Source organism: Agromyces sp. NPDC058126 (assembly GCF_042884595.1).
Classification (GTDB): domain Bacteria; phylum Actinomycetota; class Actinomycetes; order Actinomycetales; family Microbacteriaceae; genus Agromyces.
On record NZ_JBHVTS010000001.1, the window covers coordinates 686,579 to 707,024 of the forward strand.

The following is a 20,446-nucleotide window of genomic DNA, read 5'->3' on the forward strand; positions in this document are numbered from 1 at the left end:
TCGAACGGGGGATGCCGCGGCGCGACGTGCGCCGCGGCATCCCCCGTTTCTCGGCGGAACCCGCTTCGAACGGGGTACCCCGCGTTCAGGGGTGATAGCTGAGAAATCCTTGTTTCGCGCCCGCGGCGCGGCGCAGACTGGCAGTGCTGACCCGGTTTTCACCCGAGCCGGCTCCCACCTCGAGGTCTGGAGCTTGTCATGCACCGTCATCAACCTGCCCATCGCGCCGAGCGTCCGGCTCACGGCCTCCGCGCCGGGCTCGCCGGACTCACGGTCGGCGCACTCGTGCTCTTCGGGGCGCCCGCGCTCGCCGCGGCGGACGAGCTGCCGCCGAGCGCGGAGGTCACGGCCACGGAGCCGGCAGCCGAGCCGGTCGCGGAACCTCCCGCCGAACCGGTCGCCGAGCCCGAGCCGGTCGAGGAGCCCGCAGCCGAGCCCGCCGAGCCGGCGGCCCCCGCACCCGAGCCCGCGGCGGCGGCCGAGCCGCCCGCGGCCGAGGCGGCGGCACCCGCACCGGCCGCGCGAACGGTGGCGCCGACGGGTGACGAGAACGGCGGACCCCCGGTCACCACCATCCCCGAGTGGAAGGACCATGTGGCCATCTGCCACGCGACGAGCAGCGAGTCGAACCCGTACGTGTTCATCTCACCGAGCGTGCGGTCGATCATCGACCCCAACGGCGACCCCGACGACCCGACCGATCCCACGCACGCGCACTCCGAGCATCAGGACGGTCGCGACATCATCCCGGTGTTCGACTACTTCGACAAAGAAGGGGTCCAGCATCACTTCCCGGGGCTCAACACCACCAAGACCGAGATCACCGAGGAGGACTGCAACCCCGCGCCGCCGACGATGAAGCTGAGCGCGGAGATCTGCACCGAGGCCGGAGGGACCCCGCCGCCGGTGAAGGTCGCGCTCCTCGGGCTGCTGCTCGGATTCGACTACACGCTGAGCGTGTACAAGTCGGGCACCGATGAAGTCATCGACTCGGTCACGTTCAGCGACGTCCTCGATCACGACTTCGCGCTGGGGGCGGGCAGCTACGACGTCGTCCTCCATCGAGTCGGCGACGATACCGAGAACGACCTCGTGAAGACGATCACCGTGCAGCCGTGCCCCCGGGTCCCGGTGCCGCACTGGTTCCTGCAGAAGTGGTCGACGCCCACCGACGGCGCGGTCGTCGAACCCGGCGACCTCATCGTGTACACGCTCCAGGCCTACAACGACTCGGACGCCACGGTGACCGGGGCGACGGCGTTCGACGATGTCAGCGACGTGCTCGACAACGGCAGCATCGTCGACCTCGGCGCGGGACTCTCGGGCCCGGTGGGCGACGTGCTCACCTGGGCGGTGCCCGATCTCGGGCCCGGTGACGTCGCCATGGTCTCGTACACCATCGAGGTGGGCGAGGATGTATTCGGCGAACTGCTGCACAACGTCGTCACGCCCGGCCCCGGCGGCGAGTGCCCGAGCGAGGAGGAACCCGCGCTCGCCGCGAACGCGGTCGCCGTGGACGACGACGTCTGCGTCGTCGACCACCCCGTGGTCGACATCGACCTCGTGCTCGAGAAGGACGAGGCGACCGAGGGCGACGAGCCCGTCGACTCCGGCGAGGACGACGTCATCACCTACACGCTGACGATCACGAACAAGGGCACCGACCCGGCGTACCGCAGCCTCGTCACCGACCTCCTGCCCGACGGGGTGACGTACGTCGACGGCTCGGCGGTGATCTCGCCGAACCCGGGCGAGTGGGACCCGGTCGAGGTGGCGGACGGTGTGCTCACCGTGCAGCACAACGGCTGGATCTTCCCGGGGGACCAGATCACGATCACGTTCGAGGTCACGGTCGGCGAGTTGGCGCAACCCGCGCCCGACCAGCCGATCCCCGATCTCGTGAACGGCGCCTGCGTCGCGAGCGAGGCGTACCCCGAACCCGAGGCGCCGTCGATCGCCGCTGCCGAGGTCGAGGCGGCCGAGCCCGGGTTCGACTCGAATCCCGACAACAACTGCGACGACGCCGAGACCCCGGTGAAGGCGATCGGACTCGTCGGACTCGCGCAGTGCGTCAACGACACCCCGTGGTTCACCTACTCGATCACGCCGTTCAACATCAGCGACCCGGGAGCCAATCCCATCTCGCTGATCTGGTGGACGCCCGAGGCCTTCGCGAATCGCGACCCCTCGATCCCGGCCGATGACGTCGCGGCGCTCCTCGCCGACGGTGCCTCCCAGGTCGATCCGATCGCCTACCCGGCCGGGTGGGTGAGCGGCGACACCATCTCCGGACAGCAGCTCTGGCCGGGGGCGGAGGTCGACGCGGACGGCAACCCGACCGACTGGCCGGGGTGGACGCTGCTGCCCGACGGCACCTGGATCCTCGATCCGAGTGCGCCGTTCTACGACCTGCGGGCCGAGGCGGTCGTCGAGATCCGGATCAACCCGTCGAACGACGCCGACGTGGTGTACCCGCCGCCGACGCCGAACTGCAACGCGGCGCCGGACCAGCCGTCGCCGCCGCCGTCGACGCCGTCGTCGACGCCGGCTGGCCTCGCCGAGAGCGGAGTCCGGACCTCCGCGATGCTGCCCCTCGGTGCGATGCTCGTGCTCCTCGGAGCTGCGGCGATCGTGCGCGGGCTTCGGCGTCCTCGCGAGAACTGAGTCGATGAGTCGGATGCCCCGCCGGGAGCGATCCCGGCGGGGCATCCGTCGTGCTGGCGGTCGGGTGCCCCGGCCGAGGGCGTGAACGGGTCCGAGGCAGGGGAGCATTCGAACGCATCGGCTTTGTCCCCCATTTTGCGCTCATCAGGGGAATAATCTGTCCCCCAAACCTGAGGATCCCCCCGTTTTGGTGCCAGTGGGCCCCTGTTTCGGGCCCGTGCCCCGATGCGAGGATGAGCGCGAACTCGTACCCGCGTGTTCACCGGTTCGCGGAAGCGGACCACCGGGGATGCGTGCCCGCGCACCCCAGGCCCGGTCGCCCGGGCCGGAACAGCCGGAAGCTCACCCGCTTCCGAAACCCGAAGGCTGATGATGAACGTCACGCGATCCCACCGCACCCGTTCCACCGACCAGGCGACCGGACGTCGCTCGTTGAGGCACCAGGCGAGGCGGGCGAGACAGCGTCTCATCAGCGCGCTCGCGATCACCGGGCTGCTCGCGACGGGCGGTGCCGTCTTCATGGCGATCGCGCCGGCGACCTCGGCCGCGGCGGCGACGCTCGGGTCGATCTCGACGAGCTTCGAGATCGACGGCAACACGGCCGGGGCGAACGACTGGGGCGGGGTGGTGGGATCGACGCCGAAGCCCGCGTACACGACCGCATCCGGGCACCAGTCGAGCGGGATCCTCGCCGCGCAGCGCTCCGCGGACAGCGGGGCGACCCTCGGCTCTCCCGGCACCTGCGGCGCCACCGAGACGCTGAGCGTGTTCCCGGGCGGCGCGAAGATCGACGACAACCCGTGGAAGAACCTCATCACCAACTCGGCGAACGCGAAGGGCGACGCCTGCACCGGCGGCTCGGCGTACGAGGTCGTCACGGTCAACGGGGTTCAGCACACCATCTTCTACGCCTACTGGACGCGCCTCTCGGGCAACGGCGACATGACCTCCTACGAGGTCTTCCAGGGGCCGGCCGCCGGACGGTCCGACGACTACCTGGTCGAGTTCAACTACGACCCCTCGGGCAGCCCGACCACCTCCATCCGCGTGCTCTCGTGGGACGGCAACAGCTGGGAGCCCATCGGCAGCCCGGTCGTCTACCAGGCCGCGGTCGGCGGCAACACCGACACCAACACGAGCGGCACCGACGCGACCTTCGGTGAGATGGCGGTCGACCTCACGGCCTCCGGGCTGCTGCCGCCCGACGGCACCTGTCGTTCGTTCCTCGACTCGGGCTTCATCACCCGCACCGGCAACAGCGACACCGCCACCCTGCAGGACCAGCTCGTGTCGTCGAACCCGATCACCCTCACGAACTGCGGCAGCCTCGTCGTGAAGAAGGCCGGCACCCCGCAGGGGGCGCCGAACGCCTCCTTCAACTACGCGGTCACCCGAACCGGCGGCGGGCAGGTGCACGACGCCACGCTGACCGGCCCGACCGACACGGTCGCCGGCAACAACGGCCTCGGTGCGGCGATCGGCCTGGGCGACACCCACAACTGGGGCAACGTGTTCGCCGGCAACGACTACAAGCTCACCGAGGCGACGCCGCCGTCGCCGTGGGCGTTCAAGCAGACCACGTGTTCGGTCACCAACCCCGCGAACGGGCAGGTCGAGTCGACGACCGACGGCAGCTTCAAGCTGTACATCGGCGCCACGACCACCTGCACGATCGAGAACGTCACCTCGGGCGTGAAGATCACGAAGGCCGCCGCGGGCGACCCGGCGACCTTCGACTTCACCGTGACCGGGCAGCAGGGCAACGTGCAGGTTCCGGGCGGGCAGAGCTCGCAGGTCTTCTACTACACGCCCGGCAGCAACGTCGACATCACGGAGATCGCCGAGCCGGGCACGCCCCAGTGGAACCTCAAGTCGATCGTCTGCGACGCCGACGGCGACGGTGACGGCGACGTGTTCCTCGCGACCGCGACCGCGAAGCTGAAGACGATCGCCGGCCAGGTGCTCAACTGCACGTTCACCAACGAGCAGGACGGCCAGATCAAGATCATCAAGAACGTCGCCGGCGACAACGGCACGTTCAGCTTCACCACGACCGGCGCCGACCTCTCGGGCTTCGACCTCACCACCGTCGGCGGCACCGCGACGAAGCTCTTCGACAGCGTCGCTCCCGGCGCCTACACCGTCACCGAGACCACCCCGGCTCCGTTCTACGACCTCACCAACCTGACGTGCGTCGAAGACGTCACGGGCGACTCGGTCGTCTCGATCGCCCAGGGCAAGGCCACGATCACGGTGCAGCCGGGTGAGCTCGTGACCTGCACCTACACGAACACGCAGCGCGGCAACATCATCGTCACGAAGCAGACGAACCCCGACGGCTCCGCCCAGGAGTTCGACTTCACCCTCACCGGGCAGAGCGGCTTCGTGCTGAAGGACGGCCAGTCGAAGGCGTTCAACAACATCGTCCCCGGCGCGTACACGCTCGCCGAGCTCGCCGAGGCCGGCTGGGACGTCACGAGCATGACCTGCTCGGGCGAGACGCCCACCGCCGACTCGCCGATCGGCATCACGCTCTCGCCGGGTGAGACCGTCGAGTGCACGGTGCTCAACACGGCGACGAAGGGCAGCGTGACCGTCGAGAAGAAGGTCGACGGCGTGCCCGACGGCTACGACTGGTCGTTCCCCATCTCGATCAGCCCGGTGCCCGGCGGCCAGCAGGGAACCATCAACGCCACGGACGACGACCCGATCGTCGAGTGGAAGGACCTCGACGTCGGCACGACGTACACCCTCACCGAGGGCGACCTCGCCGGCTGGGACGAGGGGACGATCACCTGCGAGGGCATCGACGACGAGTCGGATGACCCGGGCTTCCAGTTCACCGTCACCCCGGGCCTCTCGCTCGAGTGCGAGGTGAAGAACGTCGCCGAACCCGGCGAGGTGAAGGTCACGAAGACGGTCGACGGCGTCGCCGACGACACCGAATGGGAGTTCGACCTCACGATCGACCCCGCCGACGGCGTGAAGCCGAGCGCGACGCAGACCGTGTCGGGCACCGGCAACACGAGCGACACCGTCACCTGGACCGACCTCGTCGTCGGCGAGGAGTACACGATCACCGAGGACCTGCCCGCTGGCTGGACCGGCGGCGTCGTCGAGTGCGGCCCCGACTCGAACCCCGGCAAGCCGGGCGACCAGTTCGTGGTCACGCCGGGCTTCTCGCTCGAGTGCACGGTGAAGAACGAGGCGGAGCCCGCCTCGGCGAAGGTCACGAAGACCTCGGTCGGCGCGGCCGGCAGCTTCACCTTCGTGCTGACCCCGATCGACCCGGCCGGCGCCCCGATCGAGCAGATCGTCACCACCCCCGCCGGCGGCGGCGTCGGCGACACGACGTTCACCGACCTCGTGCCCGGCACCACCTACTCGCTCGCCGAGAAGGACCCGGGCGCCGGATGGGTCGTGGGCGAGCTCGTCTGCGAAGTCACCCACGCCGGCGACGACACCGCGGAGTCCGTCGACGAGTCGGGCTTCACGGTCGAGCCGGGCGACGTGTTCGAGTGCGACATCACGAACACGGCCAAGGGCAAGATCATCATCGTCAAGAACATCGACGGAGCCGACGGCACCTTCCAGTTCACGGGCACGTGGCCGTGGGCCGGCAACCCGTCGATCGGATCCTTCGGCGTGACGACCGCGAACGGCACCGGCGCCAGCAGCTACGACAACGTCGTGGCGGGCAGCTACAGCGTGACCGAGCTGCTGACGAACACGCACGTCGGTGAACTCGTCGGCTGCGTCGAGTCCCGTGTCGGGGGCGCCGACAACGGCTCGTCGATCGACCAGGTGAACCCGCTCAAGGGTCGCATCGACCTCGATCCGGGCGAGACCGTCGTCTGCACCTACTCGAACACCGAGCTGTCGACGATCATCGTCGACAAGGTGGTGCCGGGCGTCGGAGAGATCCCGGGCGGCGCGACCCAGGCGTTCCCCTTCACCTTCGCGGGTGACGGCGACGACCAGGAGTTCTCGCTCACCGACGGCGACGACCCGCAGGCCTTCGGCTCGCTCCTCCCCGGCGGCTACACGGTCACCGAGGGCGACACGGCGAACTGGGACCTCACCGGTCTCGAGTGCACGCCGCCGGACGGCGTCGACACCGAGGGCGCGACGGCGAGCATCGAGCTCGCGGCCGGGCAGACGGTGGTCTGCACGTACACGAACGCCCCGGAGACGGGCGACGTGACGGTGCGCAAGATCGTGAAGGGCGTGCCGCAGGGCTACCCCTTCGACTTCGAGATCACGATCTCGCCCGCGGTCGGCGCGCAGCCGGCGACCCAGCACGTGACCGAGGCGGACTCCAGCGTGAGCTGGACCGACCTCGTGGTCGGCGAAACCTACACGCTCACGGAGGGTGACGAGTCGGGCTGGAACGAGGGCGACTTCATCTGCAACGGCGGCGACCTCGAGGATGCCGACGACGAGCTCGCCGGCTTCCAGTTCGAAGTCACGCCCGGCCTGTCCATCAGCTGCACGATCACGAACGAGGCGGTGCCCGGCGAGGTCACCGTGACCAAGCACGTGACCGGCGTCCCCGACGGCTTCGAGTGGTCGTTCCCGCTCACGATCGCCCCCGCCGACGGCGTGCTGCCGCAGGCCGAGCAGACGGTGACCGGAGTGGGCAACGTGACCGACAGCGTCACGTGGACGAACCTGAAGATCGGCACCGTCTACACGGTGACCGAGGGCGAACTGCCGGCGGGCTGGTCGGGCGGCACGGTGACGTGCACCGACTCCGACCCGCAGACGGCGGGCAACCAGTTCGTCGCGACGCCGGGCGCCACGCTCAGCTGCGACGTGACGAACGACGTGGTCCCGCCGACCGGACTCATCACGAAGGAGCTCGTCTCCATCGGGCAGAACGCCGAGGGCACGTGGGACCTCGTCTACGAGGTGAAGGTGACCAACCAGAGCCCGGTCGCGCCGCTCGTCTACGACCTGCAGGACCAGCCCTTCTTCGGGGTCGGCATCGTGATCAACGACGCCGAGGCCGAGGGGCCGAGCGACGACGCCGCCGACTGGGATCCGACGGCATCGAACTACGTGCTCGCCGATGACGAGTCGGTGCCGGCCTCCGGGACGGACACCTACACGATCACGATCAACGCGACCGCGGGCGAGGAGGTCTACGAGACCTCGCAGGACCAGTGCCAGGAGGGCGAGACCACCCAGGGCGGCTTCCGCAACACCGCGTTCCTGATCGTCGGCGACGGCGAACCGCAGCCGGCCACCGACTGCGACGAGCCCGGCCGCACGACGGTCACGAAGGAGCTCGTCGGCAGCCCGGTGCGCGGCGACGACGGCGACTGGACCGTGACCTACGAGGTGGTCGTCACCAACGAGAGCGCCACGCAGGACCAGTACTACGACCTCGAGGACGACCTCGGGTTCCCGGCGGGCGTCGAGATCGTCTCGGCGACCGCGACGAACGACGCGGGCTTCGACACGTCGGCCTGGAACGGCGACTCCGTGACGACGCTCGCCGACGACGCGGTGATCCTGAAGTCGGCGGTCCACACCTACACGGTCGTGGTCGTGGCCGACGTCGACGAGATCACGGTGATCGATCACGTCACCTGCGAGGCGTCGACCAGCGGTCGCGGCTTCTTCAACGAGGCGGTGCTCGACAACGGCACGATCGTGACGAAGGTCGACGACTGCGACACCATCCCGGTCGGCCGGCTCACGCTCGAGAAGCACGTCGACCTCTCGGCGTTCGACGGCATCGACCTCGCCGACCTCGGGCTCGGCGACCTCGAGCAGCTCGCACCGAAGGACTGGCTGCTCACGGGCACCGGCGCCGACGAGAGCGTCGCGGTGCTCGGGCACGTCGGCACCGTGTTCACCCTTCCCACGGGCGAGTACGGCCTCTCGGAGGAGCCGACGGCCGAGGCATCCACCCACCCGCTGCTGAAGTACTTCTTCAGCCAGGGCTGGATCTGCGACCGCGACGGCGAGGGAGACGACACGGCGCTCGTCGAGGTCGGCGAGCTCACGAGCTGCGACCTCACCAACAAGGCCGAACTCGTGGACGTCGGGATCGAGAAGAACTACGACCTCAGCGGTCTGCCCGACGACGCGATCGAGGGCGGTGACGAGTTCGACTACGTGCTCACCGTGACCAACCACTCGAGCATCGACGTCGAGGAGCTCGACGTCACCGACCTGGTCGACCCCGAGCTCGAGGTCGCGGGCCCCGCGACCTTCGAGGGCGTCGGCACCTGGACCGAGCAGCCGACGGTCGGTGACAACGAGTTCGCCGCACACGGCGTCGGACCGTTCGAGCCGGGCGATGTGGCCACCATCACGATTCCGGTGCGGCTGCCCGAGCCCGAGCCCGTCGAGACCGACGTCGTCGGCCCCGACGACCCGGCGCCGCCGACGCCCGAGATCGAGATCGGCGACGTGCCGAACGAGGCGTGCGTCGCGATCACGGGCGGCGAGGGCGTGCTCGAGGATCTGATCGAGGCGAACAACTGCGACGACGTCGAGGTGCCGCGGAAGGCCATCGACCCGGCCGCGTTCGTGCGATGCATCGCGGATGTCCCGTGGCTGTACTTCAACGTCGCGGCGAGCGAGCACGTCGAGCCCGGCGACATCACAGTCACCTGGACGAGCGCCGACGGCACGCTGACCAAGGTGCAGACGGTGCCCTGGGAGAAGCGCAACGACCGGCTCCTCTGGCCGGGTGCCGCGGTCGACGAGAACGGCGTGCCGTTCGAGTTCCCCGGATGGCGCCCGATCACCGAGGAGGACCTCACGAACCCGCCCACGCCGGGCACCCGGTTCGGCGACCTGATCCTCGACGAGACGGTGCCGACCTACCCCTGGCGCGACATGGAGAACCCGGCGACGATCACGTTCTCGGTGAACCCCTCGCAGTCGGTGCTCGCGGTGTACCCGCAGGCGCTGCCCACCTGCGCGATCGATCGCGAGCCCGAGGTCGACATCCTGAAGACCGCGAGCGTCGAGGAGGCCAAGCCCGGCACGAACTTCGAGTACACGCTCGAGGTCACCGCGACGGGCACCGGCTCGGCCGAGCCGGTGGAGATCTTCGACGAGATCCCGTCGCACCTCCGGGTTGACGACATCACGACGGCACCCGCTCCCGCCTTCCCGCGCTGGGAGGACTGCCAGGTGACCGGTCAGGACGCCGAGGGCTATGGCGGACTGCTGCACTGCGACCTGCTCGGGGTGCTCGGTCCGAACTACCCCGAAGCCCCGCCCATCGTGCTCGACGTGCACGTCGACCCGGCGACGAAGGCGACGAGCGTCGTGAACACGGGAGAGGTGTGCTGGCAGAACGCCGACGACACCTCCGAGGATCCTGTGGTCGTCTGCGACGACTCGACGGTGACCGTGCGGATCCCGCAGCCCATGGCCGCCACCGGATTCGGCGGTGAGCCCGTCGTCTGGGGCGCTGCAGGACTGGTGCTCCTCGGCGGACTGCTCGTCGCCGCCGGCATGGTGATCCGCCGGCGCAGGCAGGGCGCACACGTCGCGTGAGTCGGTGAGGGCGCACTGAAGCCCTGGCGAACGGGGGTCGGACCATCGAGGTCCGACCCCCGTTGGTGTGTCCCCCGAATGGGGGAAGTCGAGTGATCGTCGAGTACCCCGCTTTCGGGTGACACTTCTCTTGAATCCCTGATCAACAGCGATATAGCACAGGAGGATGCCCCCCGTTTTGGTGTCATTGTCCCCCTATTTGTCCCCCGAATCCTCTGGTTGACTCGGCGCAATTGCGCGATCTGTGCCACCGTGCGCATCACCCGATCACGAAGGTTCGAGAACCATGGACAGCTTGCTCGACCCGTTCCGCTCCGACCGCAAGCCCGGAGGACGTCGCGCCCGACGCCGCCGCCAGGAGCGACGAAGCCGATCGCTCCGCGCGACCATCGCCGCCGTCACCGCCGGTGCGATGCTCGCGATCGGGCTGCCCACGATGGCCTTCGCAGCAGGCGAGGCATCGGACGGGACGGCGCCCGAGTCGGCGCAGGTCGCGAGCGAGTCGGTCGAGCCCGGGACGGGGGAGAGCACGGCGCCGAGCGAGGAGCCCGCGGCCGAGGAGCCGCCGGCCGAGGAGCCTACGGCGGAGGAGCCGCCGGCCGAGGAACCGCCGGCCGAGGAACCGCCCGCAGAGGAGCCGCCGGCCGAGGCACCGCCCGCCAAGCCGGCGCCGGCCGAGCCGGCGCCCGCTCCCGAGGCCGCCGAGCAGCTCGTCGCGCCGATGGCGGTCTTCCCGGCCGACACGGCGGACTGTACGACGAACTGCGGCAACCTCACCATCACCAACGTCGTCTCCGGAGGACCGGCGACGGCGAGCCAGTGGACGCTGCACGCCGTCCGCTCGAGCAACAGCGACAACTACAACTTCACCTCGGGGCAGACCCGGCCGGTGCCGCGCAACAACACCTACACGCTGTTCGCCGACAACGGACCTGCCAACTACACGACGACGTTCGAGTGCACCACGGGCGGATCGGGCAACAACGACCCCGACTGGGACGAGGGTGACCGAACGGTCACCTTCAGCAACACGAACGGCAGCCCGACCCAGAAGTTCGCGAACTGCACGTTCACCCAGACGTACTCGGGTCCCGCGACCATCAACGTCCAGGTCGGTGGGGCACGTACCGGCATCTCGAGCGTCGGCGGTCTCGGCGGAGTGACCCTGCAGCTCTACACCGACAATGGCGGCTCGTTCGGCTCGATCATCAACCAGCCGTGGGCGACCTGCACCTCGACCGCCGCCGGCGTCTGCAGCTTCGTCGTGCCGAACGCCAACAACTCCAACTTCTGGGTCGCGCAGGCGACTCCGGGCGTCCCGGCCGGCTGGTTCTCGAACGACACGCTCGCGACCGGCACCTCGCCCACCTCCGCGGACTACCGATTCCGCATCGCCGACGTCGACGCAGGCGAGACCCTCAGCTCGCTGAGCGACTTCATGATCGCCACGGGCAACACCGCGAACAACGCCTCCGGCGGCATCTGGCAGAACTCGCTCGCGAATCCGACCAGGGCCCAGCAGTGTGGCGTGCGAATCGCGCTCGTCATCGACCTCTCCGGCTCCGTGGAGCCCAACTTCGCCGACCTGAAGGACGCCGCCAAGGGCTTCGTCACCGCCCTGCAGGGCACGCCCTCACAGGTCGGCATCTTCACCTTCAACAACGTCGCGCCCGCGAGCGTCGGCGGCAACCTGGGCATCACGCCGGTCTCGACGGTCGGCGGTGCGAACACGGTGCGCAACCACATCGACAGCTTCGGCACCCCCAGCGGGGCGACGAACTGGGACCGCGGCATCTACCAGGTCGCAACGAGCGGTACTCAGTACGACATCGCACTCGTGCTCACCGACGGTAACCCCACGGTCTACGCGAACAACGAGGGCCCGGGCAACCGCACTCGATTCCGCGAGGTCGAGAACGGCGTGTTCTCGGCGAATGCCGTGAAGGCGCTCGGCACACGTGTCATCGCCTTCGGCGTCGGCAGCGGCGTCGGGGGCTCGCCCGACAACCTCGTGGCCATTTCCGGCAGCCAGCTGAACTCCGACTACTTCCAGTCCGCGAGCTACGACCAGGCTGGAACCATCCTCCGCAACCTCGCGCTCGGCGCCTGCCAGGGATCGGTCTCGGTCGTCAAGCAGGTCGTCTCGAACACGAGCACGGGCGAGCAGAAGACGGGCCAGACTCCGGCGGGCGGCTGGACCTTCACCGCTGAGCCCACGACCGGCGGCATCACTCCCGCATCGCAGTCGGGCGTGACGGCTGCCGGCACCGGAGCCGTGAACCTCCCGCTCACCTTCGCGGGCGGCACGACCTCGGGCACCGTCAAGGTCACCGAGGACCCGCAGGGCCACAGCATCGTCACATCGGGCGGCAAGAACGCCGTCTGCACGGACGTCGCGACCGGGAACGCGATCACCGTGACGAACGAGACGAACGGCTTCTCGGTCCCCGTCAGCTCGACGCAGGCCGTCACCTGCACAGTCTGGAACCGGCCACCGCTGCCGCAGTCGACGTACAGCGTCAACAAGGTCTGGGTCGTGAACGGCGTGACCTACCAGAACGGTCAGCAGCCGATCGGCCTGACGGCGCAGCTCACCGTCGGCGGCGCGAACGCACCGTGGGTGACGCCGCAGGGGCCGGTCCCGGCCAACACCGTCGTGTCGCTGAACGAGACGACGAGCGTCGGTTCGCGGGATCTCTGCCGCATCACCGACAGCAAGGTGACCCTCGCGAACGGCAGCGCACCGGCCAACGGGGCCCTGCCGTACAGCGCCACGCTGCAGCCGGGTGACAACACGTACACCATCACGAACACCGTCACCTGCGACTCGCAGCTGACGCTGAAGAAGACCGTCTCGAACGGCCCGGTCGCAGCGTCGGCGTGGAACCTCGACGCAGTGGCCCCTGGCGGGGCACTCGCCGGACCGAACGGCGCCACCGGCAGCCCCGGTGCGACGGCATTCGTGACCCCGAACGTCACCTACCCGCTCGTGGAGACGGGTGACCCGCGCTACGTGCAGACGCTCGGCCTGAACGCCGTGCCGATCCCGCCCGCCACGGGCAGCTGGGACTGCGTGCAGGTGAACGCGGGCGGCACGGTCGTCCCCGGCTTCGCCGACGGCCTCAACGGCGGCGTCACGGTTCCGCTGGGCTTCCGGGTGCAGTGCACCGCGGTCAACCAGACCGCGTCCCTCACGCTCATCAAGAACGTCGACAACGACCTCGGCATCGATGCCGATCCGAGCGACTGGACGCTCACCGCGACCCCGAACGCGCCCGCGATCCCGGGCCTCGACGCCCAGGACGCGACCACGGGCGAGACCGTGTACCTGCGCCCCGGCAAGGCGTACACGGTCTCGGAGAGCGGCGGGCCCGACGGCTGGACCCAGACGAGCGTCATGTGCCGCACGTCGCCGAACGGCCAGTACGTCGAGACCGACCAGATCACGCTCCCCGCGCTCGGGCAGGGCACCTGCGTCATCTCCAACGACCCGATCGCCCCGACGCTCGAGCTCACGAAGATCGTGACCGGCGACGTCGCCCCCGCGAACGAGTGGACGCTGAGCGCGAGCCGCGCCGACGACGACCAGGTCGTCGCGAGCGGTGACGGCACCACGGGCGTCGTGGCGGTTCCCGCAGGCGTCGCCTTCGAGCTCGCGGAGAGCACCGATCTGCCGAATGCCGACCAGTTCGGCCCCGGCGCGTGGCTCTGCTCGCTGAACGGCGGCCCGGACATCCCCGGCCCGAACGTAGCCGCGCTCGGCGCCGGCGACGCGGTCGAGTGCACGGTCACCAACACGCTGAAGCCGTTCACCCCGTCGATCACGAAGACGGCGGCCGTGCCGACGCCCAACGCGGACGGCTCGTGGACGATCGCCTACGACATCGTCGTGACGAACCCGAGCGCCTTCCAGCCGATCGACTACATCCTCTCCGACCAGCTCGACTTCGGCTCCGAGGTGACGGTGAACAGCGCGAGCTACCAGCGCGTGCAGCCGCTGCCCGCCGGCGCCGTCGAGGACTGGACGGTCGGGTTCGACGCCGTGCAGCCGTTCGACGACGAACCGCAGCTCGCCGCGGGGACCTCGCACACCTGGCGGGTCACCGTGAACGCGACGGTCGACGCCGACGCGGACTTCACCGGATCGACCCAGGGCGCATGCGACGACCTGGAGCCCGGCACCATCGGCTTCCTCAACACGGCGACGATGTACGTGGGTCAGGTGCCCTACGAGGCATCCGACTGCGAGCTGCCCGTGAAGCCGACCATCGCCAAGCAGGGCGGCACCGCCGTCGACAACGGCGACGGAACCTGGACGCTTCCGTACACGATCACCGTGACGAACCCGTCCGCGACCACGAGCGTCGTCTACGACCTCGTCGACGAGCTCGACCTGCCGACGGGCGTCACCGCCACCGGGCCGGCGACCGTCGTCGTCCAGCCCGTGCCGACCGAGGCCTCGTGGACCGGATTCGCGCCGAACACGCTCCTCGCCGACGACGTGACCCTCGCGGGCACGGCGGGCGTCGACCAGCACGTCTACCAGGTGCAGGTCATCGTCGAGATCGGTGCCGACCAGGCCGGCTTCCGGTGCCCGGGCGACGGCGGACTCAACAACGTCGCGACCGTCGAGTCGGGCAACCAGTCCGACGACGCCACCGGCTGCGTCACGGTCGACCCGCCGGTCATCGAGCACGACAAGACGGTCGTTCCCGGCTCGGTGAGCCAGGGTGCCGACGGACTCTGGACGATCCAGTACCGCATCGACGTCGACAACACCGGCGCCGTCGGCGGCACGTACTCGCTCGAGGACGAGCTGCACTTCGGTGCCGGCGTCGACCTCTCGGGTGCGGGCTACGCGGTCACCCGCGACGGGTCGCCGGCCGCGGCCGGCTGGGCCGGCACCGGATCACTCGTCGCCGACGCGTACCTCGCCGGCGGGGCATCCGACGTCTGGATCATCACCGTCACGGGCATCGCGCTCGAGGGACCGACCCTGACGCCCGCCCAGACCGCCTGCCCGCAGGACGACGCCGATGGGGCGTTCAACAACGCGGCGGTGCTCACCGTCGGCGGAATCGCCGAGACCGACACGGCCTGCGACAGCCCCAGCGCGCCCGACGTGCTGAAGAGCGGTGCGACCGCCAGCCAGCAGCTCGACGCGACCTGGGACGTCAGCTACCTGCTGACGGTCTCGAACACCGCGCCGGGCGCGAAGGCGGGCTACTACTCGCTCGACGACGTTCCGGGCTTCCCGGCGTCGGTGACGCTGAACTCGTACACCGTCGAGGAGGTCTCGCCGGTGGCGGGTCCGATCACGACCGACGCGTCGCCGGTCCCGGCGACCATCCCGGTCGTGGCCGACGAGCCGATCGCGGCCGGAGCGGTGCACGTCTACCGCATCACCCTCAACGCGACCGTTCCCTCGGGCCTGCCCGAGAACGAGCGGCTCTGCGTCGACGGGCAGTCGGGCGTCGGCTTCTTCAACGAGGCCCGGCTCACGAGCGGCGAGATCGTCGACACCTCCGACGACTGCACCCCGGTTGAGCCGGGCGGCCGTCCCACGGTGGAGAAGTCCGACCCGACCGTCACCCAGGACGGCGAGGGCGTCTGGACCGTCGAGTACGACGTGACGGTGACCGGCAACGGCGACTACATCTCGACGTACACGCTCGAGGACACGCTGCACTTCGGCTCCTCGGTCGAGATCCTCACCGCCGAGTGGGCGGGCCAGGGCACGGACGGCGAATGGGAGGACCCCGAGGCGAACCCCACCGAGACGATCGTCGCCACCCCCGAGGTGATCGACATCGACGAGGTGCACAGCTACACGGTCACGGTGACCGCGAAGGTCGACGAGGTGGCGTTCACCGACCCGACGACGAACACCTGCGACCCGAGCGATGAGGAGCCGAACGTCGGATTCCTCAACACCGCGACGCTGACGAGCGACGGCGTGCCCCAGTCGGACGACGGCTGCGGCCTGCCCGCCGAGCCCGAGGTGACGAAGACCGCGGTCGGCACCGAGGCCGTCAAGGTGGGCGACCACTGGGAGGCCACCTACGAGATCACGGTCGAGAACCTGAGCACGAGCCAGTCGCTCGTCTACGACCTCGCCGACACCCCCGACTTCGCCGACGGCGTCACGATCACCGATCGTGCGGTCACGAGCGCGGATGTCACGGTGAATCCCGCGTGGAACGGCGCGAGCCCGGCGACCGACGTGATCGTCGAGGACCAGGAACTCGCCGGTGGCGCGACCCACACCTTCACCGTCACGGTGTCGTTCACGGTCGACGACGCGGACGGGTCGCCGGCGCTCCTCTGCGAGGGCGACGACGGGCAGGGACTCCTGAACGGTGCGGTCGTCACCTCCGGGGGCACCTGGACCGACGACGACTGCCTCGACGTGCCCGTGATCGTGATCGTCGACAAGGCGTGGGTGATCGACGGCGGCGAGCCGATCGCATGGGACAGCGACGAACTGCCCGACGGCTTCACCGCACAGGGCCAGCTCGACGGCACCGACGTCGACTGGGATGCCGAGAACGGCCCGTACTCGCTCGGCGACGAGGTCGCCATCGGTGAGACCGACGTGGTCGTGCCCGAGGGCTGCGAGATCGTCGACGCCGTCGGGAACGGCACGGGGGAGTACACGCTCGACGCCACGGTGAACAACTATCTCGTGACGAACGAGGTCGACTGCGTCCAGACGGTGAACCTCGAGAAGATCGTGACGAATGCGCACGGCGGCGACGCCGTGGCATCCGACTGGACCGTGTCGGCGAGCACGCCCGAGGACGGCTTCGGGGGACCGGGCGAGGCGAGCGGACCCGTCGATCTCAACGTCGGGTACACCCTCAACGAGGTCTCGGTCGTGTGGGAGGACGGCGTCGCGTACGAGGTCGCCGCGACGTGGAGCTGCAGCTCCGAGCAGGGCGCCGACGCGTTCACACTCGTCAGCACGCCCGGCTCGACCGAGGCGACGCTCACCGTCACGGAGCTCGGCGCGACGGTCGACTGCGAGATCGAGAACATCGACATCGCACCGACCCTGACACTCGTGAAGGACGTCGCCCCCGACTCGGTCGAGGCGGAGTTCCCGCCGACGCTGTGGACGGTCTCGGCGACCGAGGAGGGCGAGGCGGCCGTCGTCACCGGCGACGGCACCGCGACCGGTGAAGTCGAGTCGAACGTCGACTACGTGCTCGCCGAGCTCGCGAGCGACTTCGAGGGCGCCGACGAGTTCGAGGCCGGTGCGTGGAGCTGCGACGTCCCCGGTGTCCTCACCGGCGACACCGCGAACCTCGAACCCGGCGACGACGTGACGTGCACCATCGTCAACACGGCGAAGCCGGCGAGCTACCTGTTCGACAAGGAGGTCACCGGGGTCGTGCAGGAGGACGACGGCACCTGGACGATCGCCTACACCGTGACGGTGACGAACGAGAGCGTCGTCTCGCCCGTCACCTACGACCTGGTCGACTCCCTGGCGGGCTTCGGCGAGGGCATCGAGATCGACGAGGCCTCGTGGACCGGCCCCGACGGCTCGGGCGACGTCTGGGAGGACCCCGCGACCGAACCGGTCGAGGAACTCGCGAACGACGTCGTCCTGACGGCCGCCGTCGGCACCCACGAGTACCTCGTGACGGTGCACGCCACCGTCACCGGTGACGCGGTCTGGGACGAGGGCGAGGGCGAGGGCGACGGCTCGACGGGCTGCGTGCCCGGCGAGCAGGGAGGATTCGCGAACTCCGCGACCCTCACCGTCGACGGTCTGCCGACCGACGACGAGGCGTGCGACGAGCCCGGCCGTACCACCGCGGTCAAGGTCGCGCACCCCGCGACGTACCTCGGCCTCGGCGACTGGGAGGTCACCTACGACATCACGGTCGACACGGTCGGCGACCACGACCTCGTCTACGACCTCGGCGACACGCTCGTCTTCCCCGACGGCGTGACCATCGAGGAGGCCACGGCCGAGGACCCCGACGGGAACCCGGTCGCGGGCTGGAACGGCGAGGATGCCACGACGCTCGCCACGGCGCATCCGATCACCGCGGGCGACACCCACGTGTGGACCATCACGGTCCGTGCGAACGTCGCCTCGATCGAGTCGATCGACCTCGCGAAGTGCGAGGCGACCGAGACGGGCGGCGGGTTCCTCAACACCGCCGAGATGGTGAACGGCACCGTGGTCACCGAGCTCGAGGGATGCACCGACATCCCGGTCGGCAAGCTGAAGCTGACGAAGACCGTCGACAACACGGCGCTGCTCGACCTCGGCTTCACGCCGGACGAGCTGCTCGCGGCGACCGACTGGAACCTGAGCGCCGATTCGGGCACGCACTTCGCCGAGTACCTGAACGGCGGCGGCACCTCGCTCGTCGTGCCGACCGGCTCGTACGAACTCGGCGAGGAGCTGCAGACCGAGCAGGAGGACCACGAGTTCGCCGACTACTACACCGCGGACGCATGGCTCTGCGGTGAGGCGGCGGTGACCCACGCGCAGGTGCAGCCGGGCGGCGTCACCGAGTGCACGGTGAAGAACGTCGCCGACTCGTTCGACGTGGGCATCGAGAAGACCTACCTGCTGCCCGACGGCGTGACCGCCGTCGAAGCCGGCGATGCCTTCGAGTACGAGCTCACCGTGACGAACCACGGCACGCTCGACGTGACGGGCCTCGAAGTGACCGATCTCCTCCCCGACGACCTCGTCGTCACCGGGGCGGCGACCTTCACTCCCGCGGCTGCCCCCGTGCAGCCCGGCACCTGGACGCAGACCTCGGGTGACACCGACAACGCGTTCTCGGCGACGTACTCGGGTTCGTACCCGTCCGGGGCGGTGACCACCATCACCATCCCGGTGCAGGTCGCGGTGCCCGCGCCGCTGCCTCCGGTGCCGCCGGTCGGGCCGAACGACCCGCCGCCGGTGCTGCCGGTCATCGACCTCGACGACATCCACAACGAGGCGTGCGTCGCGATCCCGGTGCCCGCGCCCGAGGAGGCCGACCGTGCCGCAGCCGCGGCGGAGACGATGCCCGACATGGTGCCCGCCAACGACTGCGACGACGTCGACGTGCCCACGAAGGCGATCGACCCGTCCGCGTACACGCGCTGCGTGGCCGACGTGCCGTACCTCTATCACAACGTCGCTGTGTCCGAGAATGTCGAGCCCGGGCCGATCACGGTGACGTGGACGCCCGACCCGACGGTCTACCCCGACGCGGTGCCGGTCGTGATGGAGATCCCGTGGGACGAGCGCGACGGGCGGCTGCTCTGGCCCTACGGCGTCGTGAACGACGAGGGCATCTCGATCGGATGGCCCGGATGGCGACTGATCCAGGAGGGCGACGTCGTCGGCGAGAACGGCATCGTCGACATCTGGGAGAACATGGTCAAGGACTCGAAGCTCGAGAGCTACGCGTTCGCCGACCAGGTGAACCCGATGACGGTGACCTTCTCGGTCAACCCGAGCCAGTCGATCCTCGCGGTGTACCCGCAGGCGACCCCCGCGTGCGAGGTCGTCCGCGACCCTGCGGTCGACATCGTGAAGACCGCGAGCGTCGAGGAGGTGAAGCCCGGCGGCGCGTTCGACTACACGCTGTCGGTCACCAACTCCGGGCTCGGCGCGATCGAGAACATGGAGCTCTTCGACGAGATCCCGGCCGACCTCAAGGTCACGGAGATCACAACCGATGAGGCGCCCGCGTTCCCGCGCTGGGACGACTGCGAGGTCACCGGGGCCGACTCCGACGGATACGGCGGTCTGCTCCACTGCGTGCTCAACGGCATGATCGGCGGCACGCAGCCCGACGCGCCCGACGTGGTGCTCTCGGTGGTGCTCGATCCCGCGACGAAGGTCGACCGGGTCGAGAACACCGGCGAGGTCTGCTGGAACGACCCCGACGACGCACCCGTCGAGCCGCAGCTCGAGCCGGGAACGGTGGCCCCGGCCGCGGTCCTCGATCCCGAGCTGCCCATCCTCTGCGACGACTCGACCGTCACGGTCCGAGTGCCGCAGCCGCCGGCTCCTGGCATCGCCTCGACCGGCTTCGCAGGCGGGCCCCTCCTGTGGGGCGCCGCCGGGCTCCTGCTGGTCGGTGCGCTGCTGGTGTCGGTGACGATCGTCCGTCGCCGCCGCCCGGGTGAACAGCACACCTCGTAGGGGTCGCGTGAGCGAGGGGCCGGTGCTTCGGATGCGCCGGCCCCTCGTGCGTGCGAGGGGCTCTCGCAACGCGAACGGGGCCGGTGCCAT

3 protein-coding genes are annotated in these 20,446 nt (G+C 69.7%); all 3 read left to right on the top strand.

All coding sequences use genetic code 11. The features are described from left to right. Positions 1-198 precede the first annotated feature (198 nt). Positions 199-2,664 carry a hypothetical protein gene (locus ACFVTR_RS03135; protein ID WP_387034652.1) on the top strand — a complete coding sequence of 822 codons (2,466 nt, stop codon included), beginning with the start codon at positions 199-201 and terminating at the stop codon, positions 2,662-2,664. A gap of 372 nt (positions 2,665-3,036) precedes the next feature. After that, positions 3,037-10,188, top strand: coding sequence for a DUF5979 domain-containing protein (locus ACFVTR_RS03140; protein ID WP_387034654.1), 7,152 nt, complete (start codon positions 3,037-3,039; stop codon positions 10,186-10,188). Positions 10,189-10,474: 286 nt separating this feature from the next. Continuing rightward, a complete protein-coding gene (locus ACFVTR_RS03145; RefSeq protein WP_387034656.1) occupies positions 10,475-20,356 on the top strand; it encodes a hypothetical protein in 9,882 nt (3,293 codons plus the stop codon). Positions 20,357-20,446 lie beyond the last annotated feature (90 nt).

Excerpts from the sequence above, each read along its gene's own strand:
- ACFVTR_RS03135 (WP_387034652.1), top strand. The coding sequence starts at position 199 with ATGCACCGTCATCAACCTGCCCATCGCGCCGAGCGTCCGGCTCACGGC.
- ACFVTR_RS03140 (WP_387034654.1), top strand. The coding sequence starts at position 3,037 with ATGAACGTCACGCGATCCCACCGCACCCGTTCCACCGACCAGGCGACC.
- ACFVTR_RS03145 (WP_387034656.1), top strand. The coding sequence starts at position 10,475 with ATGGACAGCTTGCTCGACCCGTTCCGCTCCGACCGCAAGCCCGGAGGA.